This window comes from Nonomuraea sp. NPDC050451, assembly GCF_044458585.1.
The window spans coordinates 244,452-262,438 of record NZ_JBITHZ010000006.1 but is presented as its reverse complement, the minus strand read 5'-3'; the positions used below and the strand labels follow the sequence as shown (position 1 = coordinate 262,438).

15 protein-coding genes and 1 CRISPR repeat array are annotated in these 17,987 nt (G+C 66.2%); of the genes, 13 read left to right on the top strand and 2 right to left on the bottom strand.

Annotation, left to right across the window (positions count from 1 at the left end; genetic code table 11):
- Positions 1-145: 145 nt before the first annotated feature.
- A CRISPR array of direct repeats spans positions 146-1,198; the repeat unit is 22 nt; unit sequence GTTGCGACCCTCGGTCGCCCCG.
- A gap of 498 nt (positions 1,199-1,696) precedes the next feature.
- From cas3 to ACIBI9_RS22085, 5 genes are all read left to right on the top strand, one after another.
- The gene (gene cas3 / locus ACIBI9_RS22105) at positions 1,697-3,946 is read left to right on the top strand and encodes a CRISPR-associated helicase Cas3' (RefSeq protein ID WP_397224025.1); all 2,250 of its coding nucleotides are present in this window, start codon (positions 1,697-1,699) and stop codon (positions 3,944-3,946) included.
- Positions 3,943-4,641, top strand: coding sequence for a type I-C CRISPR-associated protein Cas5c (cas5c, locus tag ACIBI9_RS22100; protein ID WP_397224024.1), 699 nt, complete (start codon positions 3,943-3,945; stop codon positions 4,639-4,641). Before cas3 ends, cas5c begins: the two co-directional genes overlap by 4 nt.
- Complete coding sequence (locus tag ACIBI9_RS22095) at positions 4,641-6,578, top strand: type I-C CRISPR-associated protein Cas8c/Csd1 (protein WP_397224023.1); 1,938 nt, start codon at positions 4,641-4,643, stop codon at positions 6,576-6,578. The genes cas5c and ACIBI9_RS22095 overlap by 1 nt, the downstream gene beginning before the upstream one ends.
- Positions 6,579-6,580: 2 nt before the next feature.
- Positions 6,581-7,462: a type I-C CRISPR-associated protein Cas7/Csd2 gene (gene cas7c / locus ACIBI9_RS22090; RefSeq protein ID WP_397224022.1), complete on the top strand. Its 882-nt coding sequence runs from the start codon at positions 6,581-6,583 to the stop codon at positions 7,460-7,462.
- A 1,901-nt stretch (positions 7,463-9,363) separates the two neighbouring features.
- Complete coding sequence (locus ACIBI9_RS22085) at positions 9,364-9,774, top strand: hypothetical protein (RefSeq protein ID WP_397224021.1); 411 nt, start codon at positions 9,364-9,366, stop codon at positions 9,772-9,774.
- Between the two features lie 1,493 nt (positions 9,775-11,267).
- On the opposite strand, the gene ACIBI9_RS22080 is transcribed toward ACIBI9_RS22085, so the two are convergent.
- A complete protein-coding gene (locus ACIBI9_RS22080) occupies positions 11,268-11,756 on the bottom strand; it encodes a hypothetical protein (RefSeq protein ID WP_397224020.1) in 489 nt (162 codons plus the stop codon).
- A 138-nt stretch (positions 11,757-11,894) separates the two neighbouring features.
- Between ACIBI9_RS22080 and cutA the strand changes: the two genes are divergently transcribed.
- Positions 11,895-12,206 carry a divalent-cation tolerance protein CutA gene (cutA, locus tag ACIBI9_RS22075; protein ID WP_397224019.1) on the top strand — a complete coding sequence of 104 codons (312 nt, stop codon included), beginning with the start codon at positions 11,895-11,897 and terminating at the stop codon, positions 12,204-12,206.
- On the opposite strand, the gene ACIBI9_RS22070 is transcribed toward cutA, so the two are convergent.
- Complete coding sequence (locus tag ACIBI9_RS22070; protein ID WP_397224018.1) at positions 12,172-13,599, bottom strand: helix-turn-helix domain-containing protein; 1,428 nt, start codon at positions 13,597-13,599, stop codon at positions 12,172-12,174. The two genes, cutA and ACIBI9_RS22070, sit on opposite strands and share 35 nt — an antisense overlap.
- A gap of 230 nt (positions 13,600-13,829) precedes the next feature.
- Between ACIBI9_RS22070 and ACIBI9_RS22065 the strand changes: the two genes are divergently transcribed.
- The 7 genes from ACIBI9_RS22065 (at position 13,830) to ACIBI9_RS22035 (ending at position 17,851) form a co-directional block, all read left to right on the top strand.
- Positions 13,830-14,135, top strand: coding sequence for a hypothetical protein (locus tag ACIBI9_RS22065; RefSeq protein ID WP_397224017.1), 306 nt, complete (start codon positions 13,830-13,832; stop codon positions 14,133-14,135).
- Positions 14,132-14,410 carry a hypothetical protein gene (locus ACIBI9_RS22060; protein ID WP_397224016.1) on the top strand — a complete coding sequence of 93 codons (279 nt, stop codon included), beginning with the start codon at positions 14,132-14,134 and terminating at the stop codon, positions 14,408-14,410. The genes ACIBI9_RS22065 and ACIBI9_RS22060 overlap by 4 nt, the downstream gene beginning before the upstream one ends.
- A gap of 303 nt (positions 14,411-14,713) precedes the next feature.
- Positions 14,714-15,073 carry a hypothetical protein gene (locus tag ACIBI9_RS22055; RefSeq protein WP_397224015.1) on the top strand — a complete coding sequence of 120 codons (360 nt, stop codon included), beginning with the start codon at positions 14,714-14,716 and terminating at the stop codon, positions 15,071-15,073.
- 3 nt (positions 15,074-15,076) lie between these two features.
- Positions 15,077-15,268, top strand: coding sequence for a hypothetical protein (locus ACIBI9_RS22050; RefSeq protein WP_397224014.1), 192 nt, complete (start codon positions 15,077-15,079; stop codon positions 15,266-15,268).
- Positions 15,269-15,454: 186 nt separating this feature from the next.
- A complete protein-coding gene (locus tag ACIBI9_RS22045; RefSeq protein ID WP_397224013.1) occupies positions 15,455-15,643 on the top strand; it encodes a hypothetical protein in 189 nt (62 codons plus the stop codon).
- Positions 15,644-15,674: 31 nt separating this feature from the next.
- On the top strand, positions 15,675-16,025 hold the full coding sequence (locus tag ACIBI9_RS22040) for a hypothetical protein (protein ID WP_397224012.1): 351 nt from the start codon (positions 15,675-15,677) through the stop codon (positions 16,023-16,025).
- Positions 16,022-17,851: a cell division protein FtsK gene (locus ACIBI9_RS22035; protein ID WP_397224011.1), complete on the top strand. Its 1,830-nt coding sequence runs from the start codon at positions 16,022-16,024 to the stop codon at positions 17,849-17,851. The genes ACIBI9_RS22040 and ACIBI9_RS22035 overlap by 4 nt, the downstream gene beginning before the upstream one ends.
- The last annotated feature ends 136 nt before the right edge of the window (positions 17,852-17,987 follow it).

Genomic DNA, 17,987 nt, shown 5'->3' with positions numbered 1-17,987 from the left:
TTGCGAACCTCGGTCGCCCCGGAAGACGACCGTCACGGCAAGCGCCATGGCGTCGAGCCGACACTCTTGGCTGCACTCCTCGATCGCAGCCGAGAGAGGGAGACCGCCACGACCACATGATGGGCGCGGCGTGCGTGGCCGGGAAGTTGCGACCCCCAGTCGCCCCAGAGGGCGACCGCCACTGTACCGGTACGCGACCAGCGTGCCCCGGATGTTGCGACCCCCGGTCGCCCCGGAGGGCGACCGCCACCCGGAGGACGCTCCTGGTACAGCAGCCAGCCACGCATGTTGCGACCCTCGGTCGCCCCCGAGGGCGACCGCCACTCGTGCAGCGGGACCAGACCGGGTTTGACGATCTCGTTGCGATCCTCGGTCGCCCCGGAGGGCGACCGCCACACGAGCCACGGGCATGAGGTCGGCGTAGATGTGCCAGTTGCGACCCTCGGTCGCCCCGGAGGGCGACCGCCACGGCGAACTGCTGGTCGTGGCGATCGAGCTGACGCAGTTGCAACCCTCGGTCGCCCCGGAGGGCGATCGCCACGCCGGACGCTGAGGCGCGCGACCGTGAGCGCACGTCGTTGCGACCCTCGGTCGCCCCAGCGGGTGACCGCCACGGCCGGATCATGGACCATTGAGACGCAGGCGGAGAGGTTGCGATCCTCGGTTGCCCCGGAGGCCGACCGCCATTCTGCGAACAGTGCGTCATGGCCTGGCTGGTCATGTTGCGACCCTCGGTCGCCCCGAAGGGCGACCGCCACCTTGCCTCCGCGCGCGTCCCCGCTCATGTGACACCAGTTGCGACGCTCGGTCGCCCCGAAGGGCGACCGCCACTTGAATCGGCCGCTACTCCCAATCACGCCCATGAACGTTGCGACCCTCGGTCGCCCCGGAAAGCGACCGCCACGGCGACGGTCATCCGCTCGCCGCCAACCGTAATGTCGTTGCGACCCCCGGCCACCCCGGAGGACGACCGCCACCCTGCGCCCATGAGCACCTGGAGGGGATCCTGGTCGTTGCGACCCTCGGTCGCCCCGGACGGCGACCGCCTCCTTCCGGGTAGATCTCGTTCAGCCCGCCCGGATGTTGTTGCGACCCCTCGGTCGCCCCAGAGAACAACCGCCACCCGAGCGTGAGCGATCACGGGCGGACGGAGCTGGAGCAGTTGCGACTCTCGGTCGCCCCGGAAGGCGACCGCCACGACATCTGAGCAGGCATTATTCCGTTCTCGGTGCCACCACGAGGACTTGTGAATTCACTTATCAAGGAACATTTAGGGTGATAGCCCCTAAGGGATCTACCGGGTGTCGCGTGAGCACTTCGGGTTTCGGCACCCCTTACTCGGAGGATCCCTGCGAGAGCTGAACTTTAGGAGACAGCACCGACAGTTTCGCCGCCTTCCACCAAATCGGCGCCAACAACATCAATTGCTCACGTTTCACCGTCTCCCGCCCCATGCCCTCGGTTGCGCGACCTGCATGCTGGCCACAAGAGTGTTTCCATCCTCCACATGCCGAGCATAGCCATCGGACAGGCCAAATCCGGCTTTGCGGCAAGTGTAAACGGCAGGCCCGGGCGCGCGCCGTCATCGTACGTCGGGCGGCCACACCATAATCACGCACCTTGACGTTCATGGTCATATTGTGCTCCAAGCAGGCGAGAGGCTAATTGTCGGTAGCCCCTTGTACGGTTTCTGGCCATGAGAACAGTTAGCCCCGCCCAGCGGGATTCAGATCCCGACGAATGCCCGTTATGGGCACATAGCCGTGCCAACGGGACTGACCGCAGGCACCTTCTGGAGGATCATCTCCGGTCGGTGGCCTCGTGGGCGGGGCAGTTCGCCGAGGCGTTTGGCGCTGACCAGCTTGCTCGTTGGCTGGGGCTGACGCATGACTTCGGAAAGGCTGCCGATATTTGGCAACGGAGACTGCTTGAGGTGGAAGGCACCGATGATCCTGTGGGGATCGATCACCGAGCAGCGGGGACTCGGTTCCTGGTAGACCAGCTAGGGTTCGACGCGTTCGCTCTACCGGTCTATGGCCATCATGGCGGGTTGGATCATCCGAGCGCGATGGCGAACTTCCTGGCGTCTCCTCCGCTGGATGCCGTGCATGAAGAGCAAGCGCTCCAGCGTCTGCGGGCCCGTCTTCCTGAACTGGCTACGCCGATGGCTCCGATCTGGCCGCCGTGCGCCTCTGATGCGCTGGGTGCTGAGCTGCTGACTCGGATGTTGTTCAGCGCCTTGGTCGACGCGGACCACTTGGATACTCAGGTTCATTTCGGTAAGCGACGCGAGCATGTTGCCGCCCCGGTGGCAGCGGCTCAGCTGCTGGACCGGTTCGAGGCTGGGCGGAAGGCCAAGCTGAGCGATCGACACGATCGGACACCGAGTCCGGTTGATCCATTGCGAGGTGAGGTCTATGACGCGTGCGTCGCCGCAGCATTACTTGAGCCGGGGTTCTTCAAGCTGGCCGCGCCTACCGGCCTCGGCAAGACGATCTCCAGTGCGGGGTTTGCGCTGCACCACGCGGTAGCGCACGGGTTGCGTCGAGTGGTGGTGGCGGTGCCGTTCATCTCGATCACCGAGCAGAACGCGAAGGAATATCGCGGCCTCCTGCGCTCAACCCCACAAGATTCGGTGGTGTTGGAGCATCACAGCAGCGTCGCGTTGGATGGTCCGGGCAGCCGGTGGCAGCGGCTGGCAGCCGAGAACTGGGATGCGCCGTTCATCGTGACCACGACAGTGCAGTTGCTGCACTCGCTGCATGATCGGCGGCCGTGGGCGATGCGCAAGCTGCACCGGCTGGCCCGGTCCGTCATCGTGCTGGACGAGATTCAAGCACTGCCGGTGCACCTGCTGATCCCGATCTTGGCGATGTTGCGTCAGCTGGTGGAGCACTTCGGGGTCACGGTGGTGCTGACCTCGGCGACTCAGCCGGAGTTCTGGGATCTGCCACCACTGCGTGAGGTGCAAGCGGTGGAAATCCTGCCGGATCCTGCCGACCTGCAGCGGCGGCTGCGTGCCATCCGGCCGATGCGTTACCGGTGGGAGGTCAGTCCCCGCCGATCGCTGAAGCAAGTGGCCGCTATGGTGTCCTCAGAGCCGGCCACGCAGGTGCTTACCGTGGTGAACACCGTCGATCACGCCCGCACCGTGTATGACCTGCTGAACCAGGAGCGGTCGGGGGCAGTACGGCATCTCTCCACCCGGATGTGCCCCGCGCATCGCCGCGATGTGCTCGCCGACGTCGAGACGACCTTGAAGCGAGAGCCGACCAAGCCGCTGTATCTGGTGTCTACCCAGCTGATCGAGGCGGGCGTCGATCTTGACTTCCCAGTCGTTTACCGGGCGATGTCACCAGCGGAATCGATTCTGCAAGCCGCCGGTCGGTCCAACCGGGAAGGACGACGGCCCGAGGGCGGCCTCGTGGTGATCTTCGATCCGGTTGAGCACGCCATGCCAGCCAGCTACGGACTGCCGGTCGCCGAGACCCGCCGCCGATTCGGCCCCGCCAAGCAGACCGAACCAGACGACCTCCGAACGCTGGCGGACTACTTCCATGGCTACTATGCCACCCTGCCAGATAAGGCCATGGGCTCCGAACTGCTGGCCGCTCGCGCCTCCTGGGACTTCCCTACGGTGGCCAGAGACTTCCGGATGATCGACGAGGACGGCATCCCAGTCGTCGTGCGCTACCACAACCCCCACGCCAACGAGCGGCCGGATCCGATCGATAGCTGGCTTCAACAGTTGCGGCGTGACCCCGCCCGCGGGCATGTGTGGCTGCGCCGCCTTCAGCCCTACACCATCTCGCTGCCCAAGAGCCAACTCACCAAGCCGCACGTGGCAGCCCTGATGCGTCCAGTCATCGGCGATCTGTACGAGTGGATCGGCGACTACGACCTCAATACCGGCATCGTCATTCCCGCCAAGGAGGAGAGCCCGTGAGCAAACCCGCCCGCGAGTCCTATCCCGCCCTCGTTATGGAGGTGCGCGGAGACTTCGCCTGCTTCACCCGTCCGGAGCTGAAGGCCGAACGGGTCAGCTATCCGGTGATGACGCCCAGCGCCGCCCGCGGCGTGCTTCAGGCGATCTTCTGGAAGCCGGAGTTCGATTACCGGATCGAGCAGATCGACGTGCTCAACGAGATCAAGTGGTTCAGCATCAGGCGCAACGAGGTCACCGACGCGCCCAGCCTGAGCACGGTGCTCAAGGAGGGTCGCCGCTACCACTTCCGCGCCCCAGACAAACGCGACCAGCGCAACACCGTGGCCTTGCGCGACGTGGCCTACCGCATCCACGCCCAGATAGAACTCAAGCCCCACGCCACCGCTCACGTGGCCAAGTACCGCGACCAGTTCCACCGCCGGATCGAGCGCGGAGCCTCCTTCACCCACCCCTACCTGGGCACCCGTGAGTTCTCCTGCACCGACTTCAGCGCACCCGACTACAGCAATCAGCCCATCATGCGCAGTGAAGACCTGGGCGTCATGCTGCTGCGCATCGACTACGCCTCGCCCACACCGCGCTCGCTGTGGTTCACCGCCCAACTGCACCAGGGCGTCTTGAAGGTGCCGCGTGAAGGCATCCACGACCCGGCCCGGGATGCCGAGATCGACACCGCCGAACGGCGGAGGGCCTGATGCTCCTGACTCGCCTCCAGCAATACGCCACCGCCCACCCCGAGCACATCCCGCCGCCCTTCCACATCCAAACCGGTGTGCATTGGCTCGTCGACCTGGACGGACGCGGCTACCCGACCGCAGGACCGGTCGCCGAGCTCGCGCCGATCCGCGATCCCGGTGATCCCAGCGGACGGCGCGGCCTGCCTATGGTGGTGCCCAGTCTGGGCCGCACCTCGGCCGTCGTACCACTACTGGCCTGCGACAAGATCGAGTACGCGCTGGGTTGGCCCGACCCCAAAGACGCCGACGACGAACGTAAACGCGCCCGAGCGCACCGCTACCACCAGGCATTCATCGACCTCGTGTGCGCCTGGGCAGACCACGACCCCCACGAGCCTGCCGCGCAAGCCCTACGCGCCTTCCTCACCTCCCAGGGCGTTGGCCACATCCAGCCGCCGGAACACTTCGCCTCCGGCCAGATCGTGATGTTCCGCATCGACGGCCAGCCCGCCCACGCAACCGCCAGCGCCCGTGCCTACTGGAGCCTGGTCGCCTCACAGCGCAAATCCTCCGGTGCCCACGACCGCTGCCTGATCTGCGACACCGTCCAGCCAGTACTGCAACGAGCCCCACGCCCCGTCCGACCCGGCCTGATACCGACCGTGGGCCACGACCCGTTCAGCAAGACCGAGCGTAAACGCGGCAACTCCGCCTCCCTGGTGAGCGTCAACCAGCCCGCTCAAGGCTTCAACCTTGTCACCGGCCTGCAGCACACTCCCCTGTGTGAAACCTGCGTCGAGGGCTACACGGGCACGCTGGAACACCTGCTGCAACATCCCAACCACCGGCGCACCATCGGCGACACCGCGATCATCTGGTGGATCGTGCCAAACGACCGCACAAGCAACCCGGCCGTCCCGCAGAGCGGGGCTCCCATCCAGCTGCTCTTCAAACCTGATCCCATAAAGATCGCCACCATGCTGGACGCGCCCCGCGCCGGCGCTCCCATCGTCGCCGGCACTGCACACACCGAACGTTTCTGCGCGACCACCCTGTCCAACAACTCCGCCCGGATCATGGTCCGCGACTGGATCGACATCCCTCTGCCCGAGGCGGAACAACACATCGCGTCCTGGTTCTCCGACATGCTCATCACCGACCCCTGGACAGGCCAACGACGCTTCCCCTCCCTGTTTCGCCTAGCCCTGGCACTCGGACGCTGGCAACCCGGCAAGAACGGCGCCCGCGGCAACTACGCCCCCTTCGGCGCCAAGGGTGCCCAACGCCCCGTCTGGATCCAACGCGAACTCCTGCACTCCGCCCTCAACGGCACCCGGCTGTCCTCAGCCATGCTGGCCCACCTGCTGCTACGCATCCGCACCGACGGCGGGTTCGACCTCACCCGCCAAGCCCTGATCCGGCTCTGCCTGACCCGCTGCCACCCCAACCAAGCCCGGAGGCTTCCCATGGCCCTCGACCCCAACGACGACACCCCCGCCTATCTGGCCGGCCGCATGTTCGCCGTTCTGGAGTCCCTCCAATACGCCGCTACCCGCGCGGGTGGCGGACAGCTCAACACCACCCTCGGCGACCGCTACTTCAGCCGTGCCGTCACCAGCCCAGCCTCCGCGCTGATCCCCGCCGTGCGCGGTTCCCGCGCCCACATGAAGAAGCTACAAACCCGCGACCGCAAGGCCTACGCCGACTTCTTCGCCCGCAACCTCAATGACCTCATCGGTCGACTACGCCCCTTCCCCACCTCCCTGACTCTGTACGACCAGGGACTATTCCTCAACGGCTACGCCGACCAGCGCAACCACGACATCGCCCGCGCCCGCGCCCGCCGCCTAGCCGCCGACGACCTCATCCCTGACAGCGCCGCCGACGATCCCAACACCGACGCAGAACCCGGCACCACCCCCGACACCGACAACTCCGTCGCCCTGGAGGACTGACCATGACCGACCAGATCCCCACCCACCTCGACCCCGCCCGCCGCCACGACATCGTCATGCTCTTCGACGTCCACGACGGCAACCCCAACGGCGACCCCGACGCCGGCAACCAACCCCGCCTCGACGCCGAGACCTACCAGGGCCTAGTCACGGACGTCGCCCTCAAACGCAAGATTCGCGACACCGTCCCCCTGCTCCACCCAGACGACCCCCGCTACAAGATCTTCATCGAGGCTGACGTCGCCCTCAACAGCCAGATCGAACGGGGTTTCGCCGGCGCCGGCGTCAAACCCAGCAAGAAAGCCACCCCCCAAGAACGCGACGCTGTCCACAAGTGGATGTGCGACAACTTCTACGACGTCCGCCTCTTCGGGGCTGTCCTCTCCACCGGCGATGCCCAAGCCGGACACGTCCGCGGCCCCCTCCAAATCGCCTTCTCCCGCAGTATCAGCCCCGTGTTCCCCGTCGATCACGCCATCACTCGCATCACCCAAACTCGCCAAGCCGACATCGACAAAGGCGAACGCACCGAAATGGGTTCCAAGTGGACCGTTCACTACGGTCTATATCGCGTCCACGCCTACTACAGCGCCGCCCGAGGTCTCCAAACCGGCATAACCAGCCAAGACCTCGACACCCTCTGGCAAGCTCTGACCAACATGTTCGATCACGACCGCAGCGCCACCCGTGGCGAAATGGCCATCCAGGGCCTCTACATCTTCAGCCACGACAACGCCTTCGGCCGCGCCCGCGCAGCAACTCTCTTCGACCGCATCAAGGTCACACCCCTGAACCAGAACGTGCCCCGATCTATCGATGACTACAAAATCGAAATTAACGACATAGACCTACCAACTGGAATCACACTCACACCCCTCATCTGAGGCAAAGCAGACCGCGAGGCATTATGCACTAACAGCAAGGCAGCGCCAGCTGCACCTGGTGCTGCCAATTACAGCATTACCAGGCATCTGATGATCGTGCTTAGGACAGCCGAGAACTAAAACGGGACGAGGACCGGAGCCTGGATCACGTGAGTCGCGTATCGAAACTTGAGAACTGAAGACAGACGCAAGACATGGCCAAGCAAGGCGGTCGTCCTCATCAGCGGCCGAGTATTGAAACCTGATGGCGAGTGCGACGCGGGTCAACTGACGGTGGGGTGGCAGTCACCCTCCCGGGCGGCCGAGGATCGCAACGACACGTGGGCGGCGACGTTCGGCGACGTCATCACCGTGGCAGTCGCCCTCCGGGGCGACTGAGGATCGCAACAGCTTGGCGATCAGCTTGTTACGCCGACCGATGCCGTGGCGGTCGCCCTCCGAGGCTACCGAGGATCGCAACATCCTCGCGGCGGCCGTCATCCTGCGTGGCGTCTTCAAGGGGCGGTCGCCCTCCCGGGCGACCGAGGATCGCAACCCCACGAGATAGCGCTTCGGCGTCAGAGTCGCGATGAGGTGGCGGTCGCCCTCCGGGGCGACCAAGGATCGCAACAAGCTCAACCCGACGATCGACGGCTCTGGCGTCTCTCGTGGCGGTCGCCCTCCAGGGCGGCCGAGGTTCGCAACACGCCCGGTTCGACTGGGGCAAGCGAACCGTTAGCCAGTGGTGGTCGCCCTCCGGGGCAACCGAGGATCGCAACGCGTATCCGGTCGGGCATCCCCACTGCCGGTCCGGGTGGGCGGTCGCCTTCCGGGGCGGCCGAGGGTCGCAACCACGGTGAAGTGAGATCTTGGCCGCCTCGCTGGGACCTGGTGGCGGTCGCCCTCTGGGGCGACCGAGGGTCGCAACTGCAACTGCTCGACGCTGCTGCGCACCTGGCTCGGCACGTGGCGGTCGCCCTCCGGGGCGACCGAGGGGTCGCAACGGCAAGGGGCCGGTCGAGGCCGGAAAGTTGACTGTCGTGGCGGTCGCCCGCGACCCGCGTCATCGCGAAGGCCGGCGTGGTGGTCGCCCTACGGGGCGACCGAGGATCGCAACCACGGGGTGATGCCCGGCCGCGGGCCGGCAACGGGGTGGCGGTCGCCCTCGGGGGCGACGGAGGATCGCAACCAGCAGAGCGTTCAGGAGGCGTTCTTCACGGGTCTCGTGGTGGTCGCCCTCCGGACGACTGAGAATCGCAACTGCGTCTGGTACGCATCGTGACCGAAAACGCGTCTGCCGTGGCGGTCGCCTTCCAGGGCGGCCTAGGATCGCAACCCCGAGGACGCCCCGGCCCTGGTGCGCTACCCGCTCAAGTGGCGGTCGCCCTCCGGGGCGACCGAGAATCGCAACCGGTTCGCGTACGTGTCCGCTCCCATGGCGTCCGTGCCGTGGCGGTCGCCCTCCCGGGCGACCGAGCATCGCAACAGGGTCTCCGCTGTGAACGTGGCTGCTGCGTCCCGGTGGCGGTTGCGCTTCGGGCGACCGAGGATCGCAACTTCCGGGCGCAGTAACGTGGCGGTCCGCTACGCCGCCGCGGCGGTCGCGCTCCGGGGCAACCGAGGATCGCAATGCGTCCAAGTTGGGGATACAGCCGTACCCACTGTGGTGGCGATCGCCCTCCCGGGCGACCGAGGGTCGCAACTCGTTGCAGGGCGGCACGGGCACCATACGCCGGGGTGGCGGTCGCCCTTCGGGCCGACCGAGGGTCGCAACGTGCTCGTCTCCTGGGACGCGTCCGAACCGTGGCGGGTGGCGGTCGCCCTCGGGGCGACCGAGGGTCGCAACCCTGAGAGGCCCGCCTGCGCACGCAACATGCGCAGGGTGGCGGTCTCCCTTCCGGGGCGACCGAGGATCGCAACGCGTGCGCGTCCGCGCTGAAGCTCGGGTGGGGGCTCAGTGGCGGTCGCCCTTCGGGGCGACCGAGAATCGCAACGACATCTTCGCCCACGATCACGCCTCCCGCACGTTCGAGTGGCGGTCGCCCTCCGGGGCAACCGAGGGTCGCAACACCTACAACTTCGACAACGGCTACTACGTCCGCTGGTGGCGGCCGCCCTCCGAGGCGACCGAGGATCGCAACTTCCTGGAGTTCTGGAGAATCGCGGCGGCGGCGCAGGCGGAGTGGCGGTCGCTCCCCGGGCCGAGCCGAGGATCGCACCAGGGCATCCATGCCCGATACATGCTCGTCATCCTGGTACCGGTCGCCTCCAAGACGACGAAGGATCGCAACTTCGCGAGAGTGCGAAGCAGGTTTTCGAGGAGCATCTTGTGACGGTCGCCCTCTGGGGGGACCGAGGGTCGCAACGGCGCCGCGCGCACGCAACCCACTACCGCCTCGGCGTGGCGGTCGCCCTCCAGAGCGACCGAGGATCGCAACTTGACTCCGGATCTCTGCCAACCTGCCGGATCAGGATGGCGGTGCCATCCGGGGCGACCGAGGATCGCAACGCCGCCCGGGGCCGCGCCGTCACCGCCGAGGACTTCGGTGGCGGTCGCTCTCTGGGGCGACCGAGGATCGCAACCACATGGGCCCCTCCCGAGGCTGGAGTGACATGGGTGGCGGTCGCCCTTCGGTCGACCGAGGATCGCAACGCCGACGGCATCCCCCGGCAACTGGCCGGCCGCGGCGTGGCGGTCGTCCTCGGGGGCGACCGAGGATCGCAACGCCCGAGTCATGTACGCCGTGGCCACCGGCGACGCCGGTGGCGGTCGCTCTCCGGGGCGACCGAGGATCGCAACCAGCGGGCAGAAGGGCTCAAGGCAGATGGCGTGGTCGGTGACGGTCGCCCTCCAGAGCGACCGAGGATCGCAACTTCATCAACAGCGCGCTGCCGGGCGGCGTCATCGAGGTGGCGGTCGCCCTCCGGGGCGACCGAGGATCGCAACCAATGGTTCCCGGACCGCCCGTAGGTACACGCGAGTGGCGGTCGCCCTCCGGGCGACCGAGGATCGCAACCTGACCGTCACCCTGCCCCACATGCTCGGCGCGGTGGTGGCGGTCGCCCTCCGAGGCGACCGAGGATCGCAACCACGTGCCGCTGGGCAGGTACTTGTTGACCAGGTAGTGGCGGTCGCCCTTCGGGCGGCCGAGGATCGCAACATCAACGGCCAGTACGTGAAGCCGACCACGAACGGTAGCGGTCGCCCTCGGGGGCGACCGAGGATCGCAATTACTACTCCGACTCCATCAGCGGCTCGTGGACGCAGGTGGCGGTCGCCCTCCGGGGCGACCAAGGATCGCAACGTTGAGCGTGCTATGGATGCCGACGCCTGGGACGGTGGCGGTCGCTCTCCGGGACGACCGAGGATCGCAACGTGCCCAGCAGCAGCGTGCGGAACTGATCGCCCTGAGTGGCGGTCGCCCTCTGGGGCGACCGAGGATCGCAACATGGCCGTGACCTTGCTGCGGACCCCCGTGGCGAAGTGGCGGTCGTCCTCCGGAGCGACCGAGGATCGCAACTGGCTACGGCACGACGGCACCATCTACGTGGTTGCCGCGTGGCGGTCGCCCTCCGGGGCGACCGAGGATCGCAACTTTGAGCTGTACGGCTGGAGTGATGGGGCCGGGAAGTGGCGGTCGCCCTCCGGGGCGACCGAGGATCGCAACTCGTTCGCGGATAGGTCGGTGACCTCGTCACCGGGTGGCGGTCGCCCTCCGGGGCGACCGAGGATCGCAACTACGCGTACCTGACCCAGAACGTGGCCGGATCGCTGGTGGCGGTCGCCCTCCGGGGCGACCGAGGATCGCAACGTAGGACAGCGCGATCACGCTCTCTCCGCTGATCGTGGCGGTCGCCCTCCGGGGCGACCGAGGATCGCAACACCATGGCCTTGTCGGTCGGCACGGGCGGCTCGCGTGGCGGTCGCCCTCCGGACGACCGAGGATCGCAACTCTCTCGCCAGACGCTCACGGGCGATACTGAGCTGTGGCGGTCGCCCTCCGGGGCGACCGAGGATCGCAACTTGTAGACGCCATACCCGGCCACACCAGTACCGGAGGTGGCGGTCGCCCTCCCGGGCGACCGAGGATCGCAACTCTAGGTAGACCATGCTGGGCTCATCGCCAGGGAAGTGGCGGTCGCCCTTCGGGGCGACCGAGGATCGCAACTCGATCGCGAACTCGACGCCTTCTTCGCTGATCTCGTGGCGGTCGCCCTTCGGGGCGACCGAGGAACGCAACGCTTTCAGCCACTGGTCGATGACCCAGCCCTTGAAGTCGCGGTCGCCCTTCGGGGCGACCGAGGATCGCAACATTCTCGACGTCCTCGACGGCAACACGCACCTCTGCGTGGCGGTCGCCCTCCGGGGCGACCGAGGACCGCAATCTGGTGGACGGGCCAAGGCTCGCTCTGTGAGGAATGATGTTCCTATATGAAGGGTTACATTCAGGCCGTGACCACTGCGCCGAGCGCTGACGAGGGTGCTGCTCTGGCACATAGCATCGCCTCGGAGCGTCTGGCCGCTGGCGTACAGATCGTCGGCCCAATTCGGTCTCTGTACTGGTGGCGAGGGTCTTTACGCGACGAGCAGGAATGGCAGTTGATCATTATAACCACGCATGCTCTGCTCCCCGCGCTTGAGAACCACATCAAAGCCAACCATAGTTATGAGACACCAGAAATCATCGCAACTGAAATTATTGCAGGAAGCGATGATTATCTAGACTGGATCAGACAGGAGACGCGGAGAATTGACGCTTCGTGATGGCCAACTCTTCTAGGAACGCGCGGACTGGCGGTTGAGTCTGCCAGCGCCTGAGCGACTCTGCGAGAACGATAAAGCGTGGCAGCCAGATGCCGGACTCCGTTTCACGAATGATCGCGAGACCCTCCCTGGCTGCTTTGACAGCTTCCATCACCGAGCCGTGCACGAGATGAGCTGTGGCAATGTCGCCAAGAATGATGCCTGCGCGCTTTCGTTCCACCTCGGGCAAGCGCGCTATGACGGCACGGGCTACCTGCTCGGCTTCGTCCAGTCGGCCGATTTGTGCGTAGGTGGAGATCTGGAAGGAGTCGAAGCGATCCCGGTCTAGGAATCTTGTCCATACGCGGTCCTCTTCTGGATCCGCGATATTGAACGCCTCGTTGGCGTCAGCCCACGATTGAAGGGCTGCTTCCTTTTCTCCTAGCGCGGCGCTCTCTTCCGCGTGCCTTGCGGCCAACCATGATGTGGTTCCAGGTGATGTCTCCCTGGGCAGATGCTGTAGCGCGGTGGATAGGAGGGCGCGCGCCCGCCCGTGATTTCCTTTGCCGCTTGGTATGTAGCTCCTGTATCCAAACGCGCACGCGATGATAGCTGGGTCGTTAGCCTCCTTGGAGGCTTTCTCTGCCGTGTCATAGAAGTTCCGGGCAGCAGATACGTTGCCTAGATCTGTTGCGATCCAGCCGGCCAGGACGCTGCTTTCTCCCGCCACGACGATCAAGCGTTGGCGAAGCTCGTCTTTGGGATCGGTCGCGGTGCCGTTCAGGATGGTGCCGACCTCGTTCAGGTGGGCTGCAAGTCCCTTGAAAATCGTATGTGCGGGGAGCATTTCTTCGAGACGGTGGAAGCCGGCGGATCTGGCCTCCATCTCCCGCACGACCGCTTCGTCAAGTGCGCTCGGCCTGGACAGGGCGAATGCGACCTTCTCCCATGCCTCACTTTGAGCTAGAGCTGACTGGGCACCGAGTTGTGCGACCATGGCTAGCAGTTCGCGGCGTTTCAACGGCTCGCCCCTTTTCCCGATCGCTTCAGCGAAGAGCTGCAAGTCGAAAGTGTCTGTGGGGATCTGGACCCCATCACTGACGACCTGTGCACCGCCTCTGCCGCCAGAGGACGACAGTCCCAAATGGCGACGCAGATGGGCAGGCATGCCCAAACCATCAGCGAACGCCTCAAATGTATGCTTTGCGGTCGGGATGCGCTTGCCGCTCTTGTACTCGCTGATGCGGCCCTGGGGCCTCCCGGTGAGATGGGCGATCTGGCCTTGGGTGATGCCGTACTTGGTGAGGATGCGGATTAACCCGCCCAGATCACGGCGTTTGCACGCGTCTTCCACGTCCTGACGTGCGAAAACAGTCTCAAGAACTTGTCGTGCCCGCTCTTGATCCATAGTCATGGCGGCGTTCCGTTCCCCTGGTAGCGCAGCCTTTCGAGAGAAGTGAAGCTCTTCAAGTCCATCACACCGTGAGATATCACGGTGAGATTCTGCGGAACCGGTCTACTTGGAAACCTCACATCAGTTCATGGCGCAGGTCAGGGCTGATCTGAGGCAGAGCCGAAGATCCGCATTTGTCTGGCTTCCGCCTGTTCTTTGCTCAGAAAGCGGAGTTGCGGGAGGGCCAGAGCATGACCGGGGAGCACGAGGCGTATCGCCTCAACCCCATCGTCGCCGTGGCCGATCAGCTACAGCGGGAGCTGGCCGTGCACGGGATCACGACCGATGTGCACGACGGCTACGGGCTGGCCGTGGTGTCGGTATGGCGTGGCCTGCTCGTGTGGACCAACGGTGATCTCTTCTGGTGGCTGGCCGGCTGGAATGACCGCCGCGCCCGCGCCATCTACGCCTGGCATTCCACGACCGACCCGAAGAGGGCTGCACGACGTATCGCCGCCCGGTACAAGGATCTTCGCGGCGTGCTGGACGGGTCGTGATCGAGATGGGGCAGAGCAAGTGGAGCCAAGCCCATCCCGTGGCCGATGAAGCGTCCGAGCTGGGGAAGACTCACGCATGGTGCAGCCCCTTTTCTAAGGCCGCGTTCCTCGACCATTTCGATCTGAATATCGATGACTGCCGTCAGGGTTACACCGCCGCCTCGCTGTATCACCTGTACTTGGATTCTCGTATCTGTACGCGAGTCCGGGCCTGGACCGAAGCGGAAGACGCACGGTCGGCGCTTGCCGAGAATCCCGCGCTGCCGCCGCCCTGACGCGCGACGGTGCGGTTGATCGTGGCTCGCTCACACCTGTGCCACCGCGTCCCGCATCGTCGCGTCAACGCCCCCGGCAGAGCCCTCTGCGCTCGAAAGAGTGCCAGTTCCCAAGGGCTCTGTCGGGGGTCCCTTTGCGTCTGGCGTCGTGAGCTGGGGTTTATCTCACCGCAGGATCTGATCCATCTCATCGCCAGATGTTTTTGATCTCACTACACGATCACACCGCGCGATGGGTTCACCCCTTCCCCGAAACCTACTTTCGCCTCGTAGGTCACCGGAAACGGAAGGGAAGTGATCTAGATGAGCCCAGCTCAGCACCACCGGCGCCGCGACCTGATCGCGGGGCTGCGCACGCTCGCCGCTTTCCTGGACAGCCACCCGCAGATGCCCGTCCCCAGATACGGAACGGTACGGGTGTCGATCCACACGCTCTACGACACCGACGCCACCACGGAGACGGAGGCGATCGCCGAAGTCGGGCGGGTGGCCGCGCTGTTGGGCGTCACGCCCACGATCCAGGGCGGACATCACGTCGCCTGTGCGACGTTCGGCGCGGTCTGCTACGAAGCGCTTCACGTCACGCACGCGGCCATGGCGCGTCGCCAGGCCCTGGACTCCTACCGCGACGCGATCACCCTCGACGAGATCGAGGGGGCGTGAGCGATGGACATCGGACTGTTCGTGGTGTTCCTGGGCCTGGCCCTGTCGATCGGCACGCTAACGCTGTTCGCGGTGCTGGTCACCGTGATCCGCGCCGAGGACCGCCGCCACGCCCCCACCGGAACCCTGAGCCGCCGCCTCCTGGGCACTCACGCCCACCACTGCCCGCCGGCCGCCCGTCCCGGGAGGAGGTGAACCCCTGATGCGAGCCCTCCCATTCCAGCCTGGCCAATGCCTGTGCGGAGCTGCCACGCCCGGAACCCTGCGATGCCGCAAGTGCCGCGCCCGCTGGCGCTGGTGCCGCCGCAAGTCCCGCCACGACGGCATCTAGCCCCATCCCCCAGTCCACCGCGAGATCCCGTGAGAGGAGGTGAAGCCCAAATGACGGTAACTATCCCGCTGGTGCTCGTGGTCGGCGCGGTCGTGTTCATCGCCTGGCGCTATCTGGGCCTGCGCTGGTGGCACGCGCTGATCTGCCTGCTGTTCGGCTTCCTGCTGGCCGCCACCACGCTCGCACCCGACATCCGCACCGTTATCCAGGCCGCCCTGAGCTGGATCACCGGCCACTGAACTGCCCGCCAACCGAAGAAGGTGATGCTTAATGCCCCAACGCCACCCCTACCCCCACGCTGATCTCCAAGGAGCTGCCACCCGCAACACCACCGCCGCCGAACTGCTGACGGCATTCGCCAAGTCCGCCCCCGCTCTCGACCACCTGTGGCGCCACATCTTCGACGCCCTGGCCGATACCCCCGTCCTGATCACCGAAATCGACCGTCTCCGCGCCGAGCTGTCCACCGCCCGCTACCAGCGCGCCAACCTGATCGCCGCCATCCGCGCTACCCTCGCTGCCCACGAGGAGGGCGAGTACGACCCCCTGTTCTACGTGCGCGACGAACTGCACTTCCAGCACCGCACCGACACCCGACGCGCGACAGGTGGTGGCCGATGAACCGTCATCGCGCCTCGCGCTACCAGATGCGGCGCAATGCCCGCCGCATGCGCCGCTACGGCGTCGAACCCATCGGCCTGATCACCGATGACCTCGAATTCGCGCCCCTGGTCATCGCCAGCATCGCCCGCACCGTCTGGCGCTACCGGTCCGAACTCGCCCCCTTCACCGCCGCGTTGGTCACCGTGGCGGTGGGGGTGACCCTGCACACCTGGTACCCGGCCTGGTGGCCCATCGTCCCCCTGCTAACCGCCGCCGTGGCGCTGACGCTGCTCGTGTGGGGACGCTGGGTGAACCTCACTCGCCCGATCGAACGCGGCTATGCGGCGATCACCACGGCGTTCGCGGGTGGATGGTTGACCGCCGCCGCCCGCATCGGCCCCTTCACCCCGCCGCTGCCAGCGATCCTGCTGATTGGCGGAGTGCTGCTGGCTGTCCCGTGGTGGGCGCACCGCCGTCGGCGTGCCCGGGTCCGCGTCGAGCGGGCGCTGGCCGCCTGGCCCGACATCGCCAAGGCGGTCGGCCTGACTGGATCACGCGTCCAGTCCGCGATCGTGGACCTGTGGGGCTACCGCTTCCGGCTCGGGCTGGGACTCGGCCAAACCGTCGAAGACGCCATCAGCGCCGTCCCCCGCCTGGAATCGGCACTCGGCACCACACGCGGCGGCATCCGCGTCCAACCGGTGGCCACCAAACAGGCCAACCGAGCCGACGTACGGGTCATCGAAACCGACCCACACGCCGACGCCATCGCCTGGCCAGGCCCCTCCATCGCCTCGATCACCCAGCCCGCCAAGCTGGGACTGTTCGAAGACGGCGCACCTGTCCGTGTCCCCCTGCTGCGGCGGCATGGGCTGTTCGCGGGCATGTCTGGGGCAGGCAAGTCAGGTGGTGTGAACGTGCTTCTCGGAGACCTGACCGCCTGCCAAGACGTCATCTTGTGGGCGGTCGACCTCAAGCGCGGAATGGAGCTGATGCCCTGGGCATCGTGCATCGATCGCCTGGCCACCACCCCGCAAGAGGCAGAGAACCTGCTGGCCGATGCCGTGGTCATCCTCGACGGACGGGCCGACGACCTCACCAAACGGGGCGAACGCGTCTGGGAGCCGTCCCCCGACAGGCCCGCGCTGATCATCGTCATCGACGAGTACGCCGAGCTGGCCAGCGAGGCGCCACGAGCCATCGACTACGCCGACTCGATCGCACGGCGGGGCCGCGCACCAGCCGTCAACCTGATCGCAGCCACCCAACGCCCCTCCAAGGACGCCATGGGCAAGAGCGCGGTCCGCGCACAGATGGATGTCCGGCTGTGCTTCCGCGTCCGGGAGCCCCGCGACGGTGACCTCATCCTGGGCCAGGGCATGGTCAAGGCCGGCTGGCACCCCCACAAGCTCGACGCCCCCGGTAAGTTCCTGATCAGCTCCCCGGAACACGACATCCCCCGCCGCGCCCGCACCTACCTCCTCGACGACGAGGGCGTACAGGCCACCGCCGAACGGCACGCCGAACACCGCCCGTCCCTCGACGAGGTATCGGCTCAAGCCCTGCAACGCGCGACTGAGACGCCCGCCCCGCCGCCGCAACCCGCCGTCCGACCGTCACCCCGGCACGCCCGCGACAACGCCGTACGGGAAGCCGAGGAGGCTCTGACAACCGCGCTGAGGCAGGCCCCCGACGACGGGACAAGCATCGGTGATCTCATACACGCAACCGGCATGCGCCGCACCTGGGTCTACCAACGCCTCCAGGAACTAGGCCATGCGCGCCAGGTCGAACAGGTCGCACGGGGACGCTGGCGCGCCCTCCCCGAGATACACGATCCGTAATCGTCTGCGTCCGTTGTCCGCGTCCGTCCGCGCGTCTGCGCATGTATAGGCCGTGACAGACGCGGACGGACGAACGGACGGAACATCACAGCCCGTAACCAAAACACGCAAACCCCGCGAAGGAAGAGAGCCGCCC

Coding starts and splice junctions, on each gene's coding strand:
- ACIBI9_RS22040 (WP_397224012.1), top strand. CDS start 15,675: ATGCCCCAACGCCACCCCTACCCCCACGCTGATCTCCAAGGAGCTGCC.
- cas7c (WP_397224022.1), top strand. CDS start 6,581: ATGACCGACCAGATCCCCACCCACCTCGACCCCGCCCGCCGCCACGAC.
- ACIBI9_RS22070 (WP_397224018.1), bottom strand. CDS start 13,599: ATGACTATGGATCAAGAGCGGGCACGACAAGTTCTTGAGACTGTTTTC.
- ACIBI9_RS22055 (WP_397224015.1), top strand. CDS start 14,714: ATGAGCCCAGCTCAGCACCACCGGCGCCGCGACCTGATCGCGGGGCTG.
- ACIBI9_RS22050 (WP_397224014.1), top strand. CDS start 15,077: ATGGACATCGGACTGTTCGTGGTGTTCCTGGGCCTGGCCCTGTCGATC.
- ACIBI9_RS22080 (WP_397224020.1), bottom strand. CDS start 11,756: ATGTTGCGATCCTCGGTCGCCCCGAAGGGCGACCGCGACTTCAAGGGC.
- ACIBI9_RS22045 (WP_397224013.1), top strand. CDS start 15,455: ATGACGGTAACTATCCCGCTGGTGCTCGTGGTCGGCGCGGTCGTGTTC.
- ACIBI9_RS22035 (WP_397224011.1), top strand. CDS start 16,022: ATGAACCGTCATCGCGCCTCGCGCTACCAGATGCGGCGCAATGCCCGC.
- ACIBI9_RS22065 (WP_397224017.1), top strand. CDS start 13,830: ATGACCGGGGAGCACGAGGCGTATCGCCTCAACCCCATCGTCGCCGTG.
- ACIBI9_RS22095 (WP_397224023.1), top strand. CDS start 4,641: ATGCTCCTGACTCGCCTCCAGCAATACGCCACCGCCCACCCCGAGCAC.
- cas3 (WP_397224025.1), top strand. CDS start 1,697: ATGAGAACAGTTAGCCCCGCCCAGCGGGATTCAGATCCCGACGAATGC.